Annotated in this window: 2 protein-coding genes (1 of these 2 running past the window's edge); both read left to right on the top strand. The window is 63.9% G+C overall.

The window, feature by feature from the left end; all coding sequences use genetic code 11:
- A protein-coding gene (locus EPZ47_RS16280; protein ID WP_135845726.1) for a non-ribosomal peptide synthase/polyketide synthase crosses the window boundary here: on the top strand, nucleotides 1-12843 show its final stretch. Its footprint begins 16254 nt before the window's first position; 12843 of the gene's 29097 nt are visible here — the last part of the coding sequence; its start codon lies off the left edge, out of view; the stop codon is at nucleotides 12841-12843.
- Nucleotides 12840-26015 carry a non-ribosomal peptide synthetase gene (locus EPZ47_RS16275; protein WP_158296359.1) on the top strand — a complete coding sequence of 4392 codons (13176 nt, stop codon included), beginning with the start codon at nucleotides 12840-12842 and terminating at the stop codon, nucleotides 26013-26015. The genes EPZ47_RS16280 and EPZ47_RS16275 overlap by 4 nt, the downstream gene beginning before the upstream one ends.

Below are 26015 nucleotides of genomic sequence, written 5' to 3'. Positions count from 1 at the left end.
GGTGCCCGCAACGTGCAAGAGATTTACCCGGTGGCACCGTTGCAGGAGGGCATTCTTTACCATCACCTGTCGGCCGAGCAGGGCGATCCCTATGTCTTGCACGCGCAGTTTGCCTTTGACAGCCGCGAACGCCTCGACGCTTTCACCCAGGCCCTGCAAAGTGTCATCGACCGTCACGACATCTTGCGCACCGCCATTCTCTGGGAAGGTCTCGACGCGCCTCGACAAGTGGTCTGGCGTGAAGCGCGGCTGGGCCTTGAAGAACTGCTGCTGGACCCGCAAGCCGGAGCGATCACCCAACAGCTACAGGACCGTTTCGACACCCGGCACTATGCCCTGGACATGTCCCAGGCACCGCTGATGCGCCTGGCCTTTGCCCAGGACAAGCCCAACCAGCGCTGGGTGGCGATGCTGTTGTTCCATCACATCGCCCTCGATCATGCGGCGCTGAAAGTCGTACAGGCCGAGATGCAGGCGTACCTGCTGGGGCAGACCGATCAATTGGACGTCCCGGTACCGTATCGTAACTACGTGGCCCAGGCTCGCTTGGGTGGGGATCATGAAGCGCAGGAAGCGTTCTTCCGCGACATGCTTGGCGATGTCGACGAGCCCACGCTGCCATTCGGTTTGCAGCAGGTGCAGGATGACATCGAGGATGCGAGCCTGCTGCTCGACAGCGACTTGAGTCGCCGGCTGCGGCGCCTGGCACGCCAAGCGGGCGTGGGCGTCGCGAGCTTGCATCACTTGGCCTGGGCGCAAGTATTGGCGCAGGCGTCCGGCAAGCAGGACGTGGTGTTCGGTACCGTGCTGATGGGCCGGATGCAGGGCGGCCAGGGCGCTGACCGTGCGTTGGGGATGTTCATCAATACCTTGCCGCTGCGCGTGAGCGTTGGCGACCAGGCCGTCAAGGCCGGTGTCAAGGCGGTCCACGGGCAATTGACCGCCCTGTTGGGCCATGAGCACGCCTCGCTGGCACTGGCCCAGCGTTGCAGCGGCGTGGCCGCGCCGCTGCCGCTGTTCAGCGCCTTGTTGAACTACCGCAACTCCAGCGAGCAGGCCGATACCGAGGCGGCGCTGTCGGCCTGGCACGGCATCGAGACGCTGAGTGGCGAAGCGCGTACCAACTATCCCTTGACGCTGTGTGTCGACGACTTGGGCGAAGACTTCGCCCTGACCGTCCTGGCCACGAGTGGCGTCGGTGCGCAGCGGGTCTGTGCCTACATGGCGACCGCGTTGCACAGCCTGGCCACCGCATTGGAATCCAACCCGGCATCGCGCTTGCAGACCCTGACGGTACTGCCGCAAGCCGAGCGTCAACAGATACTGATCGACTTCAACGCCACGACCCGTCGCTATCCCCAGGACAGGACCGTTCATGGCCTGTTCGAAGCCCAGGCCAAGGAGCGTCCGCAGGCTATTGCAGCTGTGCACGACGGGTACAGCCTGAGCTACGTCGAGTTGAACCACCGGGCCAATCGCCTGGCGCGCCATTTGGTCGGTCTCGGTGTGCAACCGGGCGATCGAGTGGCGATTGCGCTGGAGCGTTCGCTCGAGCTGCTGGTCAGCCAACTGGCGATTCTCAAGTGCGCCGCCGCCTACGTGCCGCTGGACATCAGCGCACCGCTGGAGCGTCAGCAGTTCATGGTCCAGGACAGCGGCGCGCAAGTCGTGCTGACGTTGAGCACGGCGCTAGCGCCTGAAGCCTCGCAACGGGTGGACCTGGATACGCTGGTCGTCAATGAAGTCGCCGATAACCTCGACCTGACGCAAAGCACCGAATCGGTGGCCTACATCATGTACACCTCCGGTTCCACCGGTACCCCCAAAGGCGTGCTGGTGCCGCACCGGGCGATCAACCGGCTGGTGATCAATAACGGTTACGCCGACTTCAACACCGAGGACCGCGTCGCCTTTGCCTCCAACCCGGCATTCGACGCCAGTACCCTCGACGTCTGGGCGCCGTTGCTCAACGGCGGTTGCGTGGTGGTGGTCGACCAGGACGTGTTGCTGACACAGGAACGTTTTGCGGCACTGCTGCAAGAGCAATCGGTCAGCGTGCTGTGGATGACCGCCGGCCTGTTCCACCAGTACGCCGTCGGGCTGATGTCAGTGTTCGCCCAGTTGCGCTACCTGATCGTCGGCGGCGATGTGCTCGACCCGGCGGTGATCGGCCGCGTCCTGAACGAAGGCGCACCGGCTCATCTGCTCAACGGCTACGGCCCAACCGAGGCCACCACGTTCACCACCACCCACGAGATCAAAACCGTGGGCGAGGGTGGAATCCCGATTGGCCGACCGATTGGCAACAGCCGGGTCTATGTGCTGGATGCCAACCGGCAACCCGTGCCCATCGGCGTGGCCGGCGAGTTGTACATCGGTGGCGACGGCGTGGCGAAAGGGTATCTGAATCGCCCTGAACTGACCGCCGAGAAGTTCGTCGCCGATCCGTTCAATGCCGATCCCGGTGCCTTGCTCTACCGCACCGGCGACCTGGCGCGCTGGCGGGCGGACGGCACGGTGGATTACCTGGGGCGTAACGACGACCAGGTGAAAATCCGTGGTTTCCGTATCGAATTGGGCGAGATCGAAGCGCGGTTGAATCTGCATGACGAGGTCAAGGAAGCGGTAGTGCTGGTGCGTGAAGACGCCCCGGGCGAGAAACGCCTGGTGGCGTATTTCACGCCGCAGGCACTGGACGTTGCGCCGCACATCGAAACCCTGCGTACTCACCTGCAAGGGCAATTGCCGGACTACATGATTCCGGTGGCTTATGTTCGCCTCGACGCACTGCCGTTGACCGCCAACGGCAAGCTCGACCGCCGTGCACTGCCGGCGCCGGACAGCGACGCCTACGTCAGCCGCGAATATGAAGCCCCGCAAGGCGAGATCGAGCAGCTATTGGCACAACTCTGGGCCGAGCTGCTCCGGGTTGACCAAGTGGGGCGTCACGACAATTTCTTCGAACTGGGCGGCCATTCGCTGTTGGCGGTCACGCTGATCGAACGCATGCGCCAGGCCGGCTTGAGCGCCGACGTGCGGGTGTTGTTCAGCCAGCCGACCCTGGCCGCACTGGGTGCGGCCATCGGCAGTGGCCGCGAGGTGGCTGTTCCGGTGAACCGGATTGTCCCGGCCTGTGAACGGATCACCCCGGACATGCTCACGCTGATACAGCTTGATCAGGCGGCCATTGACCGGGTCGTGGCGACGGTGCCAGGAGGGGCGCCGAACGTGCAGGACATCTACCCACTGGCGCCGCTGCAGGACGGTATTCTCTACCATCACCTGGCCGCCGAGCAGGGCGACCCCTATGTGCTGAAAACCGTGTTCGAACTGCAAAGTCGCGACCGGTTGGCGGCGTTTGTGGACGCGTTGCAACACGTCATCGATCGGCACGACATCCTGCGCACCAGTGTGGTGTGGCAAGGCTTCGACGCACCGATCCAAGTGGTATGGCGCGAAGCCAAATTGCATCTGGAAGAGATTGCCCTGGACATTGCCGAGGGCGAGATCGCGGCGCAGTTGCAGGAGCGTTTCGACCCGCAACACTACCGGCTGGACATCACCCAGGCGCCGCTGATGCGTCTGGTCTTTGCCGAAGACGCGGTCAACCAGCGCTGGGTGGCGGTGTTGTTGTTCCACCATATGGCCCTCGACCACACGGCGCTGGAAGTCGTGCAGCAAGAGATGCAGGCGCACCTGCTCGGCCAGGCCGACCAACTGCCTGTGGCGATGCCGTACCGCAACTATGTGGCGCAAGCACGCCTGGGTGTGAGTCAACAAGAACACGAAGGGTTTTTCCGCGAGATGCTCGGCGATGTCGACGAGCCGACCTTGCCGTTCGGCTTGCAGGACGTGAGCGGCGACGGGCAGGACATCGAGCACGCCCGGCAAGTTGTCGAGGCGACGTTGAGCCTGCGGCTGCGGGCTCAAGCCCGGCAGTTGGGCGTGAGTGCCGCCAGCCTGGTCCACCTGGCCTGGGCGCAGGTACTGGGGCGTGTGTCAGGCAAGGACGATGTGGTGTTCGGTACGGTCCTGCTGGGCCGGATGCAGGGCGGCGATGGCGCCGACCGGGCGCTGGGGATGTTCATCAATACCTTGCCGTTGCGGGTTGAAGTGAGCAGCCAAGGCGTGCGCGAGGGGGTGAAAACCACCCACGCACGGCTGACCGGGTTGTTGGGACATGAACACGCCTCGCTGGCCTTGGCCCAGCGTTGCAGCGGCGTGGTTGCACCGTTGCCGCTGTTCAGCGCGCTGCTCAATTATCGACACAGCGCCGGCGCAGCGACCGAGGTCTCGAATGAAACCCTGGCCGCGTGGGAGGGTATTGAGTTCCTGGGCAACGAAGAACGGACCAACTACCCACTGACCCTGTCGGTGGATGACCTGGGCGATGGCTTCCTGTTGAGTGCCCTGGTATTGCAGGGGATTGGTGCGGCGCGCATCTGCTCCTACATGCACACCGCCCTGGAAAGCCTGGTACAGGCCCTCGAACACGCGCCCCAGACGCCACTCAACCGCCTGGAGATCCTGCCGGAAAGCGAACGCAACCAGCTGCTGGTGGATTTCAACGCCACCAAGCGTGCCTATCCGCAGGACCAGACCGTGCTGGCGCTGTTCGAGGCCCAGGCGGCGCACCTGCCACATGCAATTGCAGTGGTGCACGGGCAGCGCCAAGTGACTTACGCAGAGCTGAACGAGCGGGCCAATCGCCTGGCCCATCACTTGATCGGCCTTGGCGTGCAGCCGGACGACTGCGTGGCGATCCTGCTGCCACGCTCCATCGAGCTGCTGGCCAGTCAGTTGGCGATCCTCAAGTGTGCGGCGGCCTATGTGCCGCTGGACCGCAATGCCTCCCTGGAACGCCAGGGCTTCATGCTCGAGGATTGCCAGGCCCGGTGCCTGCTGACGTTCAGTACCGAGACCGTGCCTGAGGGCGCTTCGCGCATCGACCTCGACGCCCTGGAAACGCAGGGTGCGGTTCACAACCCGGCGCTGGCGCAGTCCAGTGAATCGATTGCCTACATCATGTACACCTCGGGTTCCACCGGCACCCCGAAAGGCGTGCTGGTGCCGCACCGGGCCATCAACCGCCTGGTGATCAACAACGGTTACGCCGATTTCAATGAGCGCGACCGGATCGCCTTTGCTTCCAACCCGGCGTTCGACGCCAGCACCATGGACGTCTGGGGCGCCTTGCTCAATGGCGGCCAGGTGGTGGTGATCGACCACGAAACCTTGTTGGAGCCTGCGCAGTTCGCCCAAGTGCTGGAGGACGCGGGCGTCACGGTGCTGTTCGTGACCACGGCGATTTTCAATCAGTACGTGCAACTGATCCCGGAGGCCATTGGCGGCTTGCGCATCCTGTTGTGCGGCGGCGAACGGGCCGACGTAGCGTCGTTCCGGCGCTTGCTGGACCTGGCGCCCAGTTTGCGCCTGGTGCATTGCTATGGCCCGACCGAAACCACCACCTACGCCACCACCCTGGAGGTGAAGGCCGTGGCGGCGGACGCCGAATGCGTGCCCATCGGCGGCCCAATTGGCAACACCCAGGTCTATGTGCTCGATGCGCGCCAGCAACTGGCGCCATTGGGTGTCGTCGGCGAGATGTATATCGGCGGCAAGGGCGTGGCCAAGGGGTATCTGAATCGACCTGACCTGACCGCGGAAAAATTCATCGCCGATCCGTTCAGCCATGAACCGGACGCGTTGCTGTACCGCACCGGCGACCTCGGGCGCTGGTTGCCGGAGGGTAACCTGGAATGCCTGGGACGTAACGACGATCAGGTGAAAATCCGCGGTTTCCGCATCGAGCTGGGCGAGATCGAAGCCAAACTCGTCGCCTGCGATGGCGTGAAGGACGCAGTGGTCATGGTGCGGGCCGACGAGTCGGGCGAGAAGCGCCTGGTGGCCTATGTCATTGCACAGCCGCAGGTCACGCTGGGCGTTGCCGTGTTGCGCGAGCAATTGTCCACGGTCCTGTCTGACTACATGGTGCCCGCGGCGTTCGTGATGTTGCCGGCGTTCCCATTGACCCTCAACGGCAAGGTGGACCGCAAGGCCCTGCCGGCACCGCACGCCGAGGCTTACGCCAGCCAGGCCTACGAGGCGCCGCAGGGTGAGGTCGAACAGGCCTTGGCCGGCATGTGGGCCGAGTTGTTGAAGGTGGAACGGATCGGTCGCCACGACAATTTCTTCGAGCTGGGTGGCCACTCGTTGCTGGCGGTGACGTTGATCGAACGCATGCGCCAGGCCGGCTTGAGCGCCGATGTGCGCGTGCTGTTCAGCCAACCGACCCTGGCCGCACTGGCCGCGGCGATTGGCAGCGGCAGGGAGGTGAGTGTTCCGGCGAACCTGATTGCTTTGGATTGCGAACGCATCACCCCGGACTTGTTGCCGCTGGTCAACCTGAGCCAGGACGCCGTCGACCGACTCGTCGCCAGCGTGCCGGGTGGCGTTCGTAACGTACAGGACATCTACCCGCTGGCACCGTTGCAGGAAGGCATCCTCTATCACCACTTGGCCGCCGAGCAAGGCGACCCCTATGTGTTGCAGACCCAGTTCGCCTTCGACAACCGTGAACGCCTCGACGCCTTCATCGGGGCGTTGCAAGTGGTGATCGATCGCCACGATATCTTGCGCACCAGTGTGGTCTGGGAAGGGTTGGATGAGCCGGTGCAAGTGGTCTGGCGCGAGGTGGTGCTGGCGCCGCAGTGCATTGTTCTCGATGCCTCGGCCGGCGACATCGCCACGCAACTGGCCAGTCGATTCGATGCGCGGCACAGCCGCCTGGATTTGGGCCGGGCCCCGCTGTTGCACCTGGCTTACGCCCGGGACGAGGCCCTGGATCGCTGGGTCGCCATCCTGCTGTTCCATCACATGGCCCTGGACCACACGGCCCTGGATGTGATGCAGCACGAGATGCAAATGTACCTGTTGGGTCAGGATGAACACCTGAGCGCATCGGTGCCTTATCGCAACTACGTGGCCCAGGCCCGTCTGGGGACGAGCGAAGAGGAACACGAAAAATTCTTCCGCGAGATGCTCGGTGATATCGACGAGCCGACGCTGCCATTCGGCCTGGCCCAGGTCCAGGGCGACGGGCATGGCATCGAGGAAGTGAAAGTGTTTGTCGATGACGCCTTGAGCCTGCGCCTGCGGACTCAAGCCCGCCAGCTTGGTGTCAGTGCCGCCAGCCTGGTCCATCTGGCCTGGGCCCGGGTCCTGGCCGTGGCCTCGGGCCAGGAGAACGTGGTCTTCGGCACGGTCCTGCTGGGACGGTTGCAAGGCGGCGACGGGGCTGACCGGGCCCTGGGCATGTTCATCAACACCTTGCCGATCTGCGTGCCCGTGGATGAGCAGAGCGTGCGGGATGCAGTGAAGACCACCCATGCACGCCTGACCGGGTTGCTGGGGCATGAGCATGCGTCCCTGGCCTTGGCCCAACGCTGCAGTGACGTGGCCTCGCCAGCGCCACTGTTCAGCACGCTGCTGAACTTCCGCCACAGTTCGCTGCAGGTGACGGATGAGGGGTTGTCGGCCTGGAGCGGCATGCAAATGTTGTCCAGCGAGGAGCGCACCAACTATCCGCTGACGCTGAACGTCGATGACCTGGGCGAAGGCTTCAGCCTGACGGTGCAGGTCGAGTCCCGGATCGGTGCGCAACGTATCTGTGACTATGTGCAGGTGACCCTGCAGAGCCTGGTCGACTCCCTGGAACACGCGCCGCAGACGGCGGTGCGCAACCTCGCGGTATTGCCACCGGCCGAACGCAAGCAACTGTTGGAAACCTGGAATGCGCCAGAGGCGACGTATGCCCATGACGCGATGATCCATCGTCAATTCGAGGCCCAGGTCGCGACGCAACCCGACGCGGTAGCGGTGGTGTTCGAAGATCAGGCGCTGACCTACGGCGAGCTCAACGCCCAGGCCAACCAGCTCGCCCATCGCCTGCTGTCGCTGGGCATTCGCCCGGATGACCGGGTGGCGATCTGTGTCGAACGCGGCCTGGACATGATCGTCGGCCTGCTGGGCATCTTGAAGTCCGGCGCCGGTTATGTGCCGCTGGATCCGGCTTATCCGGCCGAACGCATTGCCTACATGCTCGAGGACAGTTCCCCCGTGGCGATCGTGGTGCATGCCGCCACCCATGTGCTGCTGGCCGAAGAGTCCATACGGGTGATCGAGCTCGATAACCCGGCATTGCGCAGCCAGTCCACCGTCAACCCGCAAGTGCCTGGCCTGACGTCGTCGCAATTGGCCTACGTGATCTACACCTCCGGTTCCACCGGGTTACCCAAGGGCGTGATGGTCGAGCACCGCAACGTCGCCCGGCTGTTCTCGGCGACCCAGCCCTGGTTCGAGTTCGGCCAGCGGGATGTATGGGCGCTGTTCCATTCCTTCGCTTTCGACTTCTCGGTCTGGGAGATTTGGGGGGCGTTGATCCATGGTGGCCGCCTGTTGGTGGTACCGCAGTTGGTCAGTCGTTCCCCGCAAGACTGCTACGCGCTGCTATGCGAGGCTGGCGTCACGGTGTTGAACCAGACGCCGAGCGCTTTCCGGCAACTGATCGTGGCCCAGGGCGAAAGCGACCTGCGCCACAGCCTGCGCCAGGTGATCTTTGGTGGCGAAGCGCTGGAAACCGGCATTCTCAAGCCCTGGTATGCCCGTGTAGCCAACGCCGGGACACAGTTGGTGAACATGTACGGCATCACCGAGACGACGGTGCACGTGACGTATCGCCCGCTAGAAGCGGCGGACGCGCAGTTGACCGGCGTCAGCCCGATCGGCAAGCGCATTCCCGACCTGCAACTGTACGTGCTCGACGCCCAGCGCGAGCCGGTGCCGGTGGGGGTGGTGGGTGAGATGTATGTGGGCGGCGCGGGTGTGGCACGGGGTTACCTGAATCGTCCCGAGTTGACCCAGGAACGCTTTATCGTCGACACCTTTAGCGGGTGTGAAGGGGCGCGCCTGTACAGGACCGGTGACCTCGGTCGCTGGCTGGCGGACGGGAGCATCGAATACCTGGGCCGCAACGATGACCAGGTGAAAATCCGCGGTTTCCGTATCGAGTTGGGCGAGATCGAAGCGACCTTGGCCGCTTGCGAGGGGGTCAGCGAGGCGCTGGTGATTGCCCGTGAAGACACGCCGGGCGACAAGCGCCTGGTGGGTTATGTGATTGCCGCAGACGGCGCGCAACCGTCAGCCACCGAGCTGCGTACACAATTGCTGGCTTCGCTGGCGGACTACATGGTGCCTGGCGCGTTCGTGGTCCTCGAGGCGTTCCCGCTGACCACCAACGGCAAGCTCGACCGCAAGGCTTTGCCGGTGCCGGATCAATCGGCGGTGGCGACCCGTGAATACGAAGCGCCGCAAGGCGAGGCCGAGACGATCATCGCCGCGATCTGGCAAGACCTGCTGGACCTCGAGCGGATCGGTCGTCACGACAATTTCTTCGAATTGGGCGGTCATTCGCTGCTGGCGGTGAAGCTGATCGAGCGCATGCGCCACGTCGGCTTGAGTGCCGATGTGCGGGTGCTGTTCGGCCAACCGACGCTGGCCGCGTTGGCCGCCGCCGTGGGCGGGCACACAGAAGTCGTGGTGCCGGGCAACGCGATCCCGGACGGTTGCACGCGGATCACCCCGGACATGCTGCCCCTGGCCGATCTGGACCAGGACGCCATCGACCGCATCGTGGCCACGGTGCCAGGTGGCGTGACGAATGTGCAGGATATCTACGCCCTGGCGCCGTTGCAGGAAGGGATCCTGTATCACCACATCGCCGCCGCCCAGGGCGATCCCTACTTGCAATACGTGATGTTCGCGTTCGACAGCTTCGTCCACGTGGACCATTTCACCCAAGCACTGCAAGCCGTCGTCTCCCGTCACGATATCCTGCGCACCGGTGTGCTCTGGGAGGGCCTGGTCGAGCCGATGCAGGTGGTCTGGCGTGAGGCGCGGCTGGTGGTCGAGTCGGTCGAGCTGGATCCGGCGGCCGGGGAGGTTGCCACGCAGTTGCATCAGCGTTTCGACCCCCGGCACTATCGCCTGGACATCCGCCAGGCGCCGCTGATGCGGGTCGCTTATGCGCAAGACCCGGCCAACCAGCGCTGGGTGGGCATGCTGTTGTTCCATCACCTGGTGGACGATGCCACCTCGCTGGCCGTGCTGTCGGCCGAGATCGAGGCGCACATGCTCGGCCAGGCGCAACGCTTGCCGGCATCGGTGCCGTACCGCAACTACGTAGCCCAGGCTCGCTTGGGTGTGAGTCACGAAGCCCATGAGCTGTTCTTCCGCGACATGCTCGGTGATGTCGACGAGCCGACATTGCCGTTCGATTTACAGGATGTGCAGGGCGATGGTAGCGGCATCGAAGAGGTTCGCGAGGAGGTCGAGGCCGACCTCAGTCGTCGATTGCGGGCCCAGGCCCGTCAGCTCGGGGTGAGTGCGGCGAGCCTGTATCACTTGGTTTGGGCCCAGGTACTGGGCACGGTGTCGGGTCGCGACGACGTGGTGTTCGGCACGGTGTTGGTGGGACGGATGCAGGGCGGCGAGGGCGCCGACCGGGCACTGGGGATGTTCATCAATACGTTGCCGTTGCGGGTGAGCCTGGGGCAGACCGGGGTCCGTGCCGGTGTGAAAGCGACCCATGCCCGACTGACCGCGTTGCTCGGCCATGAGCACGCCTCGCTGGTGCTGGCGCAACGCTGCAGCGGCGTAGAGGCGCCGACGCCATTGTTCAGTGCCTTGCTCAACTATCGCCACACCGGCGTGACCGCTTCCGCCGAAGCGCTGTCGGCCTGGGACGGTATCCAGGTGCTGGGTGGCGAAGAACGGACCAACTACCCGCTGACGTTGTCGGTGGATGACCAGGGCGAGGCGTTCAGTTTCACCGTCATGACCCCGGCCCGCGTCGGTGCGCAGCGGCTTTGTGGGTATGTCCGGCAGGCGCTGGAAGGCCTGATCCAGATGCTTGAGCAGACGCCAGAAGCGCCGTTGCACCAGTTGTCGATCCTGCCGCCGAGCGAGCGTCTGAAACTGTTGGCCGAGTTCAATACCGGTGGCGCCGATAACCCGCGGGAGCAGACCGTTCTCGGCCTGTTCGAAGCCCAGGTCCAGCGCACGCCGGACAGCGTGGCCGTCCTGCATGGCGAGCACGCGTTGAGCTATCGCCAGTTGGACACGCGAGCCAACCAGTTGGCGCATTACCTGCGCAAGCAGGGCGTGCAAGCGGATTCGCGCGTGGCGATCTGTGTCCAGCGCAGCGCCGAGATGGTGATCGGGTTGTTGGCGATTCTCAAGGCGGGCGGTGGTTATGTGCCATTGGATCCGGCTTATCCTGCGGAACGGATTGCCTACATGCTGGCCGACAGCGAGCCGGCTGCGGTGCTGGCCCAGGCAGCGACCCGAGGGCTCTTGTCGCAGGTCCAGGTGCCACTGATCGACCTGGACGCCGGCCCGTGGCAAGACGAGCCGGAACAGGTTCCGCAGGTCAGCGAGCTGGCGCCGGCCCACCTGGCCTACGTGATCTACACCTCCGGCTCCACCGGCTTGCCCAAGGGCGTGATGGTTGAACATCGCGGCCTGCGCAACCTGCTGGACTGGTACCTCGAAGACCTGGCGTTCGATGCTGGCGATGCCGTGCTGCTGGCGTCCTCCTACAACTTCGACCTGACCCAGAAAAACATCCTCGCGCCACTGCTGGTCGGCGCCACGCTGCACCTGGCCGAAGAACCCTTCAACCCCGGCGCCATCGTCGCGCAGATCGCCGACGCCGGCATCACGCACCTCAACATGTCGCCCAGCGCCTTCCACGCGCTGGTGGACGCCGATCATCAGCAAGCCCTTGCCTGTCTGAAACGGGTGGTGTTGGGCGGTGAGCCGATCCAGCTCGCCATGCTGGAAAAACTCCCTCTGCCACGGCCAACGGTGATCAACAGCTACGGGCCGACCGAGTGCAGTGACGTGGTCGCCTGGTACACCGCTGATAGCGATCTCGAGACCTACCGGCACCAGTCGATCCCGATTGGCCGACCGATCCGCAACATGCAGTTGCATGTACTGGACAGCCACGGGCAGTTGCTGCCGGTGGGCGTACCCGGTGAGATCCACATCGGCGGTATCGGAGTCGCGCGCGGCTACCTCAACCTGCCGCAGCTCAGCGCCGAGCGCTTTATCGCCGACCCGTTCTATGGCAAGGCCGACGCCCGCCTGTACAAGACCGGCGACATCGGTCGCTGGTTGCCCGACGGCACGTTGCAGTACCTGGGGCGTAATGACGATCAGGTGAAGATCCGCGGGTTCCGTATCGAACTGGGTGAGATCGAAGCCAAGCTCGCCCAACACGATACGGTGAAAGAGGCTGCGGTGCTGGTCCGCGAGGACGTACCGGGGGAAAAACGCCTGGTGGCCTATTTCACCGAATACGCGGCGGGCGAAACAGTGGACATCGACGCGCTGCGTGCCTGCCTGTTGGCCCAACTGCCGGCCTTCATGGTGCCGGTGGCCTATGTACGCCTCGACACCATGCCGCTGACGCCCAACGGCAAGCTCAACCGTAAAGTGCTGCCGGCACCGGACTTGGATGCCTTCATCACCCGGGGCTACGAAGCCCCCATCGGCGAAACCGAAATCACACTGGCCCAGTTGTGGGCTGAAGTGCTCAACGTAGAGCGCGTTGGCCGTCACGATCACTTCTTCGAGCTGGGCGGGCATTCCTTGCTTGCCGTCAGCCTGATGGAGCGGATGCGCCAAGAGGGTATGGAAGCGGATGTACGGACGTTGTTCGAGCGGCCCACGCTCTCGGAATACGCGGCAACGACAGAAAAAATGGAGATTGTCCTGTGAGTGTGATCGAACTGTTGGCGACACTAAAAGAAAAAGACGTACAGCTTTCAGTCAAGGGCGATCAGCTCGTGGTACGGGGACGGAAGCAGTCGCTGAGCGAGCCGGCGGTGCTGGCCTTGCTGCGCGAGCACAAAGCCGCGCTGATCGAGTTGATCCAGGCTGGACAATACGATGCCAGCAAGGCTGGTGAGGTTGACATCCCGGACAACGCCATCCCGGCCGGTTGCCTGCACATCACGCCGCAGATGCTGCCGTTGGTGACCCTGGACCAGGCGGCCATCGACCGTATCGTTGCTACCGTGCCGGGCGGCGCGGCCAATGTGCAGGATATCTACCCGCTGGCACCGTTGCAGGAGGGCATTCTTTATCACCATCTGACTGCCACCCAGGGCGATCCCTATGTGTTGCAGGCGCATTTCAGCATCACCCGACAGGAGCGCCTGACGGATTTTGTCGACGCCTTGCAAAGCGTGATCGATCGCCACGACATCCTGCGCACCGCCATCGTCCGCGAAGGGTTGCAAGAGGCGGTACAGGTGGTCTGGCGCGAGGCCCGCCTGGGGGTCAAGGACATCAGCGCCGATCTCGCCGAGGGCGACGTCATGGCGCAATTGCAGGCGCGCTTTGATCCTCGGCACTATCGCCTGGACGTCAGCCAGGCGCCGCTGTTGCTGCTGGTGGTCGCCGAAGACCCGGCCAACCAGCGCTGGGTCGCCATGCTGCTGTTCCATCACATGGCCCTCGACCACGCGGCCCTGATGGTGGTGCAGAGCGAAATGCAGGCCTGGCTGATGGGGCAGACCGGGCAATTGCAACCCGCCATCCCTTACCGTCATTACGTGGTGCGCACCCGCCAGGCCGGCCAGCGCCAGGCCGACGAGGCGTTCTTTGGTGAAATGCTGGGGGATGTCGAAGAGCCAACCTTGCCCTTCGGCCAACAGGACGTCTTGGGCGACGGCAGCGCCATCGAAGAGAGCCATCAAGCGCTGACGCCAGACCTCAGCCGCCGCCTACGCGCGCAGGCGCGCCAGCTCGGTGTGAGTGCGGCGAGCATTTTCCACTTGGCCTGGGCCCAGGTGCTGGGCGGCGTATCGGGCCGCGAAGACGTGGTGTTCGGCACGGTGATGCTGGGGCGCATGCAGGCCGGCGAGAGTCTGAGCCGGGCGCTGGGCATGTTCATCAATACCTTGCCCCTGCGCGTGAACGTCGGTGCACAGAACGTGCGCGATGGGGTGAAAAGCACCCATGCCTGGTTGAGCCGCCTGCTCAGTCACGAATATGCGTCCCTGGCCCTGGCCCAACGTTGCAGCGGCGTGGCCGCGCCGGCGCCGCTGTTCAGCACATTGCTGAACTATCGTCACAGTGCCAGCGCCGCTCAAGAGCTCCCGGCCGAGGTCAGCCTGGCCTGGGACGGTATCGAGGCACTGGGCGCGGAAGAACGCACCAACTACCCGCTGATCCTCTCGGTGGACGATTTTTCCGATGACTTCGCCTTGTCGGTGCAAGCCACTGCGCTGATTGGCGCGCTACGCATCGGCGATTACATGCTGGCCGCCGTTGAAAGTCTGGTTGCGGCCCTGGAATCCGCGCCCGGAGCGATGCTCAACAGCCTGTCGTTCCTGCCGGCATCGGAGCGCGAACGGGTACTGTTGTCCTTCAACGACACCGACCGTGATTATCCGCGGGAACAGTCGATTCATGCCTTGTTCGAGGCCCAGGTCGAGGTGCGTCCAGACGCGCCGGCTGCGGTGCAGGGTGGGCAAGTCCTGACTTACCGCGAACTGGACAGCAAAGCCGAACGTCTGGCCAGGCATCTGCTCGACCTTGGCCTGCAAACGGGTCAAACCGTGGCGATCCTGCTGCCGCGCTCGCTTGATCTGCTGATCAGCCAGTTGGCGGTCCTCAAGTGCGCGGCGGTGTACCTGCCACTCGACGTCAACGCGCCCGCCGAGCGCCAGCAGTTCATGATCGAGGACAGTCACGCTGTATTGGCCTTGACTCACAGCCGCGAAGCCTTGGCGCCGGGCATGCGTCGGGTGGACCTGGACAGCGTCGACCTTCCCTTGTCGTCGGCCCATTGCAGCCAGCAACCGGCGTCCAGCGAAGCGCCGGCCTACATCATGTACACCTCAGGGTCCACGGGTACGCCCAAGGGCGTGCTGGTGCCGCACCGGGCCATCAGCCGGCTGGTGATCAATAACGGCTACGCCGACTTCAACGAGCAGGATCGGGTGGCCTTCGCTTCCAATCCGGCCTTCGACGCCAGCACCCTTGAAGTCTGGGCGCCATTGCTCAACGGTGGCTGCGTCGTCGTGGTCGAGCAGGACGTGCTGTTGTCCCAGGAGCGCTTGCACGGGCTGTTGCTAGAGCAGGCGGTGAATGTGTTGTGGATGACCGCGGGGCTGTTTCACCAATATGCCGACCGCCTGATGGACGTGTTCGCCCAATTGCGCTACTTGATCGTCGGGGGGGACGTGCTGGATCCGGCGGTGATCGGCCGTGTCCTGAAGGACGGCGCGCCGGCCCACCTGCTCAACGGCTACGGCCCGACGGAAGCGACGACGTTCTCGACCACCTACGAAATCAAGGCTGTGGGCGAGGGCAGCGTCCCGATTGGCCGTCCCTTGGGCAACACCCGGGTCTACATCCTCGATTCGCAGCAGCGACCCGTGCCCCAAGGCGTAGTCGGCGAGCTGCACATCGGCGGCCTGGGGGTCGCCAAAGGCTACTTGAACCGCCCGGACCTGAGTGCCGAGAAATTTCTCCTCGACCCGTTCAGCCAGACCGCCCAGGCCTTGATGTACCGCACCGGCGACCTCGGCCGCTTCCGGGAGGACGGCAACATCGAGTACCTGGGCCGCAACGACGGCCAGGTGAAGATCCGTGGTTTTCGCATCGAACCGGGGGAGATCGAAGCCTGCCTGGCCCAACACGCTGCGGTGAAAGAAACGACGGTACTGGTGCGCGAAGACGTTCCCGGCGAAAAACGCCTGGTGGCCTATTTCACCTTGCACTCAACGGATGACAGCGCGGACATCGAAGCCCTGCGCGTGCACCTGCAAAGCCGTTTGCCGGACTATATGGTTCCGGCGGCCTACATACGGCTCGATGCCTTGCCGCTGACCCCCAACGGCAAGCTCGACCGCAAGGCGCTGCCGATGCCGGACCAGGCGTCCATCATTACCCGGGGCTATGAAGCCCCGCTGGGCGACACCGAAATCACCCTGGCCCGCCTGTGGCGGCAAGTCCTCAACGTCGAGCGGGTGGGACGCCACGATCATTTCTTCGAACTGGGCGGCCATTCCTTGCTGGCGGTCAACCTGATCGAGCAGATGCGCCAGGTCGGCTTGAGTGCCGATGTCCGCGTGCTGTTCGGCCAGCCGACCCTCGCGGCACTGGCTGCGGCAGTGGGGGGCGGTAGTGAGGTCCAGGTGCCAGCCAACGGCATCACCTCCGATTGTGAGCGGATCACCCCGGACATGCTGGCGCTGGCGACATTGACCCAGGAGGCGATCGATCGGATCGTTGCCACGGTGCCGGGTGGTGTGCCCAACGTACAGGACATCTACCCGCTGGCGCCGTTGCAGGAAGGTATTCTCTATCACCATGTCTCGGCGCAGCAGGGCGACCCCTATGTGTTGCAGGCGCTGTTCGCCTTTCAGGACGAAGCGCGCCTCGATGCTTTCGCCCAGGCATTGCAAGGTGTCATCGACCGCCATGACATCCTGCGCACTTCGATCCTGTGGGAGGGGCTGGAGCAGCCGATTCAGGTGGTCTGGCGCAAGGCGCTGTTGAGCGTCGAGCAACTGCAGTTGGACGCGTCGGATGCCGATGCCGTGACCCAACTGCATGCACGCTACGACTCCCGTCATCATCGCCTGGACATTCGCCAGGCCCCGCTGATGTGCCTGCGTTATGCCCATGACCCGGTCAACCAGCGCTGGGTGGCGATGCTGTTGTTCCACCACATTGCCCTGGACCATACCGCGCTGGAGGTGGTACAGCAGGAAATGCAGGCGCACCTGCTGGGCCAGGCCGACCAATTGGCCGCCGCGCTGCCGTACCGCAACTATGTGGCCCAGGCCCGCCTGGGTGTCAGCGAGGCAGAGCACGAAGGGTTTTTCCGCGAGATGCTCGGCGATGTCGACGAGCCGACCCTGCCGTTGGGGCTGCAGCAGGTGCAGGGTGACGGTCGCGGGATCGAGGAAGCCAAGCTGGAACTGGACGCCAGTTTGAGCCGCCGCTTGCGGGCGCAGGCGCGGCAGCTCGGTGTGAGTGCGGCCAGCCTGCATCACTTGGCTTGGGCGCAGGTACTGGGGCGCCTGTCCGCGCGGGAGGACGTGGTGTTCGGCACGGTCCTGATGGGCCGGATGCAGGGCGGCGAGGGTGCCGACCGGGTCCTTGGCATGTTCATCAACACCTTGCCGCTGCGGGTCAACCTGGATGAGCAGGGCGCACGCGCCGGGGTCAAGACCACCCATGGGCGGCTGACGGCATTGCTCGGTCACGAGCATGCCTCGTTGGCCCTGGCGCAACGTTGCAGCCGCGTGGCCGCACCGGCCCCGTTGTTCAGCGCGCTGCTGAACTACCGGCACAGCGCGACCGGTTCGGCTTCAGCCGAGGCCATGAGTGCCTGGCAGGGCATGGAAATCCTGAGTAACGAAGAGCGGACCAACTACCCACTGACCCTGTCGGTGGATGACCTGGGCGATGGCTTCCTGTTGAGTGCCCTGGTATTGCAGGGGATTGGTGCGGCGCGCATCTGCGCCTACATGCACACCGCCCTGGAAAGCCTGGTACAGGCCCTCGAACACGCGCCCCAGACGCCACTCAACCGCCTGGAGATCCTGCCGGAAAGCGAACGCAACCAGCTGCTGGTGGATTTCAACGCCACCAAGCGTGCCTATCCGCAGGACCAGACCGTGCTGGCCCTGTTCGAGGCCCAGGCGGCGCACCTGCCACATGCAATTGCAGTGGTGCACGGGCAGCGCCAAGTGACTTACGCAGAGCTGAACGAGCGGGCCAATCGCCTGGCCCATCACTTGATCGGCCTTGGCGTGCAGCCGGACGACTGCGTGGCGATCCTGCTGCCACGCTCCATCGAGCTGCTGGCCAGTCAGTTGGCGATCCTCAAGTGTGCGGCGGCCTATGTGCCGCTGGACCGCAATGCCTCCCTGGAACGCCAGGGCTTCATGCTCGAGGATTGCCAGGCCCGGTGCCTGCTGACGTTCAGTACCGAGACTGTGCCTGAGGGCGCCTCGCGCATCGACCTGGACACGCTGGACGACCAGGGGCTGCGGCATAACCCGGCGCTGGCGCAGTCCAGTGAATCGATTGCCTACATCATGTACACCTCGGGCTCCACCGGCACCCCGAAAGGCGTGCTGGTGCCGCACCGGGCCATCAACCGCCTGGTGATCAACAACGGTTACGCCGATTTCAATGAGCGCGACCGGATCGCCTTTGCCTCCAACCCGGCGTTCGACGCCAGCACCATGGACGTCTGGGGCGCCTTGCTCAATGGCGGCCAGGTGGTGGTGATCGACCACGAAACCTTGTTGGAGCCTGCGCAGTTCGCCCAAGTGCTGGAGGACGCGGGCGTCACGGTGCTGTTCGTGACCACGGCGATTTTCAATCAGTACGTGCAACTGATCCCGGAGGCCATTGGCGGCTTGCGCATCCTGTTGTGCGGCGGCGAACGGGCCGACGTAGCGTCGTTCCGGCGCTTGCTGGACCTGGCGCCCAGTTTGCGCCTGGTGCATTGCTATGGCCCGACCGAAACCACCACCTACGCCACCACCCTGGAGGTGAAGGCCGTGGCGGCGGACGCCGAATGCGTGCCCATCGGCGGCCCAATTGGCAATACCCAGGTCTATGTGCTCGATGCGCGCCAGCAACTGGCGCCATTGGGTGTCGTCGGCGAGATGTATATCGGCGGCAAGGGCGTGGCCAAGGGGTATCTGAATCGACCTGACCTGACCGCGGAAAAATTCATCGCCGATCCGTTCAGCCATGAACCGGACGCGTTGCTGTACCGCACCGGCGACCTCGGGCGCTGGTTGCCGGAGGGTAACCTGGAATGCCTGGGACGTAACGACGATCAGGTGAAAATCCGCGGTTTCCGCATCGAGCTGGGCGAGATCGAAGCCAAACTCGTCGCCTGCGATGGCGTGAAGGACGCAGTGGTCATGGTGCGGGCCGACGAGTCGGGTGAGAAGCGCCTGGTGGCCTATGTCATTGCACAGCCGCAGGTCACGCTGGGCGTTGCCGCGTTGCGCGAGCAATTGTCCACGGTCCTGTCTGACTACATGGTGCCCGCGGCGTTCGTGATGCTGCCGGCGTTCCCATTGACCCTCAACGGCAAGGTGGACCGCAAGGCCTTGCCGGCACCGCATGCCGAGGCTTACGCCAGCCAGGCCTACGAGGCGCCGCAGGGTGAGGTCGAACAGGCCTTGGCCGGCATGTGGGCCGAGTTGTTGAAAGTGGAACGGATCGGTCGCCACGACAATTTCTTCGAGCTGGGTGGCCACTCGTTGCTGGCGATGAGGTTGATCGAGCGCATGCGCCAGGCTGAGCTGTCGGTGGATGTACGTGTGCTGTTCAGCCAACCGACCCTGGCCGCACTGGCCGCTGCGGTGGGCGGGCACCGGGACGTGATGGTGCCGGCTTGCGCCATTGTCGAAGGCTGTGAGCGCATCACCCCGGATATGTTGCCGCTGGCTGCATTGAGCCAGGAGGCCATCGATCGGATCGTGGCGAGCGTGCCGGGAGGGGCGCGCAACGTGCAGGAGATCTATCCGCTGGCGCCGTTGCAGGAAGGCATTCTGTATCACCATTTGACGGCAAAAATGGGTGATCCGTACGTACTGCAAACGCTGTTCGGTTTTGACAGCCGCGCCCGTCTGGATGACTTTGCCCAGGCATTGCAAGGGGTGATCGACCGGCACGACATTCTCAGGACGTCGATGGTCTGGGAAAACCTCGACGAACCGATGCAAGTGGTGTGGCGACAGGCTCGGCTCAGCGTTGACGAGTTGGACGCGGACCCGAGTGCCGGCGATGCCGTTGCCCGGTTGTATGAGCGTTTCGATGCGCGGCATTACCGACTGGACGTGCGTCAGGCACCCATGTTGCGTCTGGCCATCGCCGAGGACGTCGCCAACCGGCGTTGGGTCGCCATGCTGCTGTTCCACCACATGGTCCTGGACCATACCGGCCTGGAAGTGCTGGAACGTGAAATGCAGGCGCAGTTGCTGGGCAAGGTGCACGAACTGGGCGAGTCGGTACCTTATCGCAACTATGTGGCTCAGGCGCGCCTGGGTATCGACCAACAGGCGCATGAAGCGTTTTTCCGCGAGATGCTCGGCGATATCGACGAGCCAACGCTGCCGTTCGGCCTGCGGGACGTGCAGGGTGATGGCAATGGCGTGGAAGAGGTGAAGCTGGCCATGGAAGCGGGCCTGTGCCGTCGTCTGCGCGTCCAGGCCCGTCAGTTGGGCGTCAGCGCGGCCAGCCTGATGCATTTGGCCTGGGCGCAAGTCTTGGGCCGTGTCAGCGGTCGCGACGACGTGGTCTTCGGTACCGTGCTGTTGGGCCGCATGCAGGGCGGTGACGGGGCTGATCGGGCCCTGGGCATGTTCATCAACACCCTGCCATTGCGGGTGAGCCTGGGTGGTCAAGGCGTATACGCAGCGGTAAAGGCTACCCACCAGCGACTCACTGGCCTGCTGGGCCATGAGCATGCACCGTTGGCACTGGCCCAGCGGTGCAGTGGTGTGGCTGCGCCAACGCCATTGTTCAGCTCGATGCTCAATTATCGTCATTGCGGGGTCGAGGTGACCGCGCAGGCGCTGACGGCGTGGCAAGGCATCGAGTCGATTGGCGGTGAAGAACGTACCAATTACCCTTTGGCGCTGGCCGTGGATGATGAAGGCGAGGGCTTCAGCCTGGTGGTGCAGGCGCTGGTGGGGACTGGTGCGCGGCGTATTGGCGAATATGTGCAGACTACGCTCGAAGGCCTGGTCAAGGCACTGGAGCAGGCGCCGGATACACCTCTGCATGCCCTCGCGAGCCTGCCGGTGGCCGAACGTCAGCACCTGTTGGAAGCGTTCAATGCCACTGCGGTCGACTACCCGCAAGGCCTGACCTTGCACGGATTGTTCGAGGCGCGGGTCGCGGTTTGCCCGGACGCGGTCGCCGTAGTATCGGGCCAGACGCAACTGAACTATGGGCAACTCAATGAGCGTGCCAACCAGATTGCCCATCGTCTGCTGTCGCTGGGCATTGGCCCGGATGACCGCGTGGCGATCTGCGTGGACCGCAGCCTGGAAATGGTCGCGGGCCTGTTGGGCATTCTCAAGGCCGGCGCGGCGTATGTGCCGCTGGACCCGGATTACCCGCTCGATCGGCTGGCCTACATGCTGGAAAACAGCGCGCCGATGGTGGTGCTGACCCAACGTGCGTTGCAGGCCAGCCTGCCGGCTACGCAGGCGCGGACCCTGCTGCTGGATGAGGCGGAAGGTTTCTCGACGCAGCCGACCCACAATCCCCAGGTCGAGGGTCTGCGGGCCAATCACCTGGCTTATGTCATCTACACCTCAGGCTCCACTGGCATGCCCAAGGGTGTGATGAACGAGCATGGCGCGGTGGTCAACCGCCTGCTGTGGATGCAGGACGAATACGGCTTGAGCGCGGCGGACGCGGTGCTGCAAAAGACCCCGTTCAGCTTCGACGTGTCGGTGTGGGAGTTCTTCTGGCCACTGTTCAGCGGCGCACGGCTGGTGATGGCCCGTCCTGGTGGGCATCGCGATCCGGCGTACCTGCGCGAAGTGATCCAGGCCCAAGGCATCACCACGTTGCATTTCGTGCCGTCGATGCTGGATGTGTTCCTGGCCCATGGCGAGGCGGGCGAGTGCGGTGGCCTGGTGCGGGTGATGTGCAGCGGCGAGGCCTTGCCGGGGCATCTGGTGCGACGCTTCAAGGCGCAACTGCCGCACGCCGGCCTGTACAACCTGTACGGCCCGACCGAAGCGGCGGTGGACGTGACCGCGTGGGACTGCGCGGGTGCAGAGACGCCGGACAGCACGCCCATCGGCAAGCCGATTGCCAACACGCGGATCTACCTGCTCGATGCCCATCAACAACCGGTGCCCCTGGGTGTGGCCGGCGAGATTTACATTGGTGGTGTGCAGGTGGCGCGGGGTTACCTGAACCGTCCGGAACTGACCGTCGAACGTTTCCTGCGCGATCCGTTCAGCGACGCGGCGAACGCCCGGATGTACCGCACTGGCGACCTGGGTCGTTACCTGCCGGACGGCAATATCGATTACCTGGGGCGTAACGATGACCAGGTGAAGATCCGTGGTTTCCGCATCGAGTTGGGCGAGATCGAAGCCAAACTGGCGCAACACGAGGCGGTGAAGGAAACCGTGGTGCTGGCCCGTGAAGACGTACCGGGCGAGAAGCGTCTGGTGGCTTATTTCACCACGCATTCGGTGGATGAGATGGCGGATATCGAAAGCCTGCGCACCCATTTGCAAGGGCAACTGCCGGAATACATGGTGCCGACCGCTTACGTGCGGCTCGCTGCACTGCCGTTGACTCCCAATGGCAAGCTCGATCGCAAGGCGTTGCCGGCACCGGATCATTCAGCGGTGATTGTCCGCGAATACGAGGCGCCACAAGGTGAAGTGGAAACCAGCATTGCCCGGATCTGGGAGGACTTGCTCAAGCTTGAACAAGTCGGTCGTCACGACAATTTCTTTGAGTTGGGCGGGCACTCGCTGTTGGCGGTGAAAATGATCGAACGCATGCGCCAGGTCGACCTGAGCGTCGATGTGCGGGTTTTGTTCGGTCAGCCGACGCTGGCAGCGTTGGCCGCCGCCGTCGGTGGCTACCGGGAAGTCATCGTGCCGGCCAACGATATCCCGGCCGGTTGCACCCGCATCACACCGGACATGCTGCCGCTGGCGGATCTGTCCCAAGAAGAGATCGAGCAGATCGTCGCGGCGGTGCCGGGCGGCGTGAGCAATGTCCAGGACATTTATGCCCTGGCGCCGCTGCAGGAAGGGATCCTCTATCACCACTTGGCCGCCGCCGAAGGCGACCCCTATCTGCAACAGGTGATATTCGCTTTCGACCGTTTCACGCGCCTGGAAGATTTCGCCCACGCGCTGCAAGCCGTCATTGCCCGGCACGATATCCTGCGCACCGCCGTGCTCTGGGAAGGCCTGCCCGAGCCCATGCAGGTGGTCTGGCGTGACGCGCCATTGAGTGTCGAGTCGGTTGAGCTGGATCCGGCCCAGGGTGACATCGCCGCGCAACTGCACCAGCGGTTCGACCCCCGGTTCTACCGCCTGGACATTCGTCAGGCGCCCATGATGCGGTTGGTCTATGGGCAAGACCCGGCGAACCAACGCTGGGTGGGCATGCTGTTGTTTCACCATCTGGTGGACGACGTTACGTCACTGGCGGTGCTGTCCGCGGAAATCGAGGCGCATATGCTCGGCCAGGCGCAGCGGCTGTCGGCGTCGGTGCCGTACCGCAACTTCGTGGCCCAGGCCCGCTTGGGTGTGAGCCGTGAAGCGCACGAAACCTTCTTCCGCGAGATGCTCGGGGACATCGAAGAGCCGACGTTGCCGTTCGATTTGCAGGATGTGCAAGGCGACGGCAGCGGCCTCGAAGAGGTGCGTCAGGAGGTCGAGGCCGCTCTGAGTCGCCGGCTGCGAGCTCAGGCGCGACAGCTTGGGGTGAGCGCGGCGAGCTTGTATCACCTGGTTTGGGCGCAGGTCCTGGGTAAGGTATCGGGCAAGGACGATGTCGTGTTCGGTACGGTGCTGGTGGGGCGGATGCAGGGCGGCGAGGGCGCCGACCGGGCGCTGGGGATGTTCATCAACACCTTGCCGCTGCGAGTGAGTGTCGGGCAAACCGGCGTTCGTGCGGGTGTGAAAGCGACCCACGCTCGCCTGACCGCATTGCTCGGTCATGAACACGCCGCCTTGGCGCTGGCGCAACGCTGCAGCGGCGTAGAGGCGCCGACGCCGTTGTTCAGTGCCTTGCTCAACTACCGCCACACCGGCGCGACAGTGTCGAGCGAGGCATTGTCAGCCTGGAACGGTATCCAGATTCTCAGTGGCGAAGAGCGGACCAACTACCCATTGATGTTGTCGGTGGACGATCAGGGCGAGGCGTTCAGCTTTACCGTCATGACCCCGGCACGCATTGGTGCGCAGCGGCTTTGTGGTTATGTGCAGCACACGCTGGAGAATCTGGTCCGGATGCTGGAGCAGACGCCGGAGGCACCGCTGCATCAGTTGGCGATCCTGCCGGCCTCGGAACGTGAACAACTGCTGGTGACGTTCAACGCCACCGAAGCCGATTACCCACAGCAGCAGACCATTCACGGGTTGTTCGAAGAGCAGGTGCAGCTTACGCCGGATGCCGTTGCGGTGATTCGCGGCGAGCAACGCCTGAGCTATGGGGAACTGAACGAGCGGGCTAACCGCTTGGCGCATTACCTGCGAAAGCAGGGTGTGAAGCCTGATTCACGGGTGGCGATTTGTGTCGAGCGTGGTATCGACATGGTTGTAGGGCTGCTCGCCATTCTCAAGGCCGGCGGTGGTTATGTGCCGCTGGATCCGGCTTATCCGCTGGACCGGATTGCCTACATGCTGGAAGACAGTGCGCCAGCAGCCGTGTTGGCCCAGGACGCTACAGTCGGGTTGTTGACCGGTGCCTCGATGCCAGTGATCAATCTCGACAGCGGGCTGTGGCAGGACGAATCCGTCCAGAATCCGCAGGTTGCCGAGCTGACGTCCGCACATCTGGCCTACGTGATCTACACCTCGGGTTCGACCGGCCTGCCCAAGGGTGTGATGATCGAACACCGCAACACGGTGAACTTCCTGACCTGGGCCCATCGTTCGTTTGATGCTCAAACCCTGTCGAAAACCCTGTTCTCGACCTCGCTGAACTTCGACTTGGCCGTTTATGAATGCTTCGCGCCGCTGACGTCGGGCGGCAGCATCGACGTGGTCACTAATGTGCTGGAACTGCAACAGGGCGAGCACGACATTACCCTGATCAACACCGTGCCGTCGGCGCTCAAGGCCTTGCTGGAGTCCGGGGGACTGGGCGAGGGCGTCGACACGGTCAACGTCGCCGGTGAAGCGCTCAAGCGCAGCCTGGTGGAAACGCTGTTCGAACAGACCCAGGTCAAGCGCCTGTGCAACCTCTATGGCCCTTCGGAAACCACGACTTACTCCAGTTGGGTGTCGATGGCCCGTGAGGACGGTTTCGCTGCACACATCGGCAAACCGGTGGCCAATACCCAGTTCTACTTGCTGGATGAGCACCAACAACCGGTGCCACTGGGCGTGCCGGGCGAAATCTACATCGGCGGTGCCGGGGTCGCTCGCGGGTATCTCAACCGCGATGACTTCACCGCTGAACGCTTCCTCAAGGACCCGTTCAGCACCACGCCAAATACCCGGATGTACAAGACCGGTGACCTGGGTCGTTATCTGCCGGACGGCAACATCGAATACCTGGGCCGCAACGACGATCAGGTGAAGATCCGTGGTTTCCGCATCGAACTGGGTGAGATCGAAGCCAAGCTCGCTCAGGCTCCAAACATCAAGGAAACCGTGGTCCTGGCCCGCGAAGACGTGCCGGGTGACAAGCGTCTGGTGGCCTATTTCACCCAACACTCACCGGATGAAACAGTAGAGATAGAAACCCTGCGCACGCACCTGCAAGCGCAACTGCCGGCTTACATGGTACCTGCCGCCTACGTGCGCCTGGATGCATTGCCGTTGACCCCCAATGGCAAGCTCGACCGCAAGGCGCTACCGACCCCCGACAGCAATGCGTACACCACGCGTCTGTATGAGGCTCCGGTGGGCGATATGGAGGTCAAGCTTGCGGCGTTGTGGGCGGAGTTGCTCAAGGTCGAGCGGGTGGGGCGTCATGACCACTTCTTCGAACTGGGTGGTCACTCGTTGCTCGCCGTGACGCTGATCGAACGCATGCGCAAGGACGGCATGGAGGCCGATATCCGTGTGTTGTTCGGCCAGCCCACCCTGGCCCTCGTGGCTGCCGCCGTGGGCGAGGTACGGCATATCGATGTGCCGATGACGAAAATTCCCGCGCTCACGCGCAAACGCAGTATCTGA

It is taken from the genome of Pseudomonas viciae (assembly GCF_004786035.1).
In the GTDB taxonomy this organism is placed as follows: Bacteria; Pseudomonadota; Gammaproteobacteria; order Pseudomonadales; family Pseudomonadaceae; genus Aquipseudomonas; species Aquipseudomonas viciae.
The sequence above is the reverse complement of the archived record's forward strand: the minus strand, read 5'-3'. Positions and strand labels throughout refer to the sequence as shown.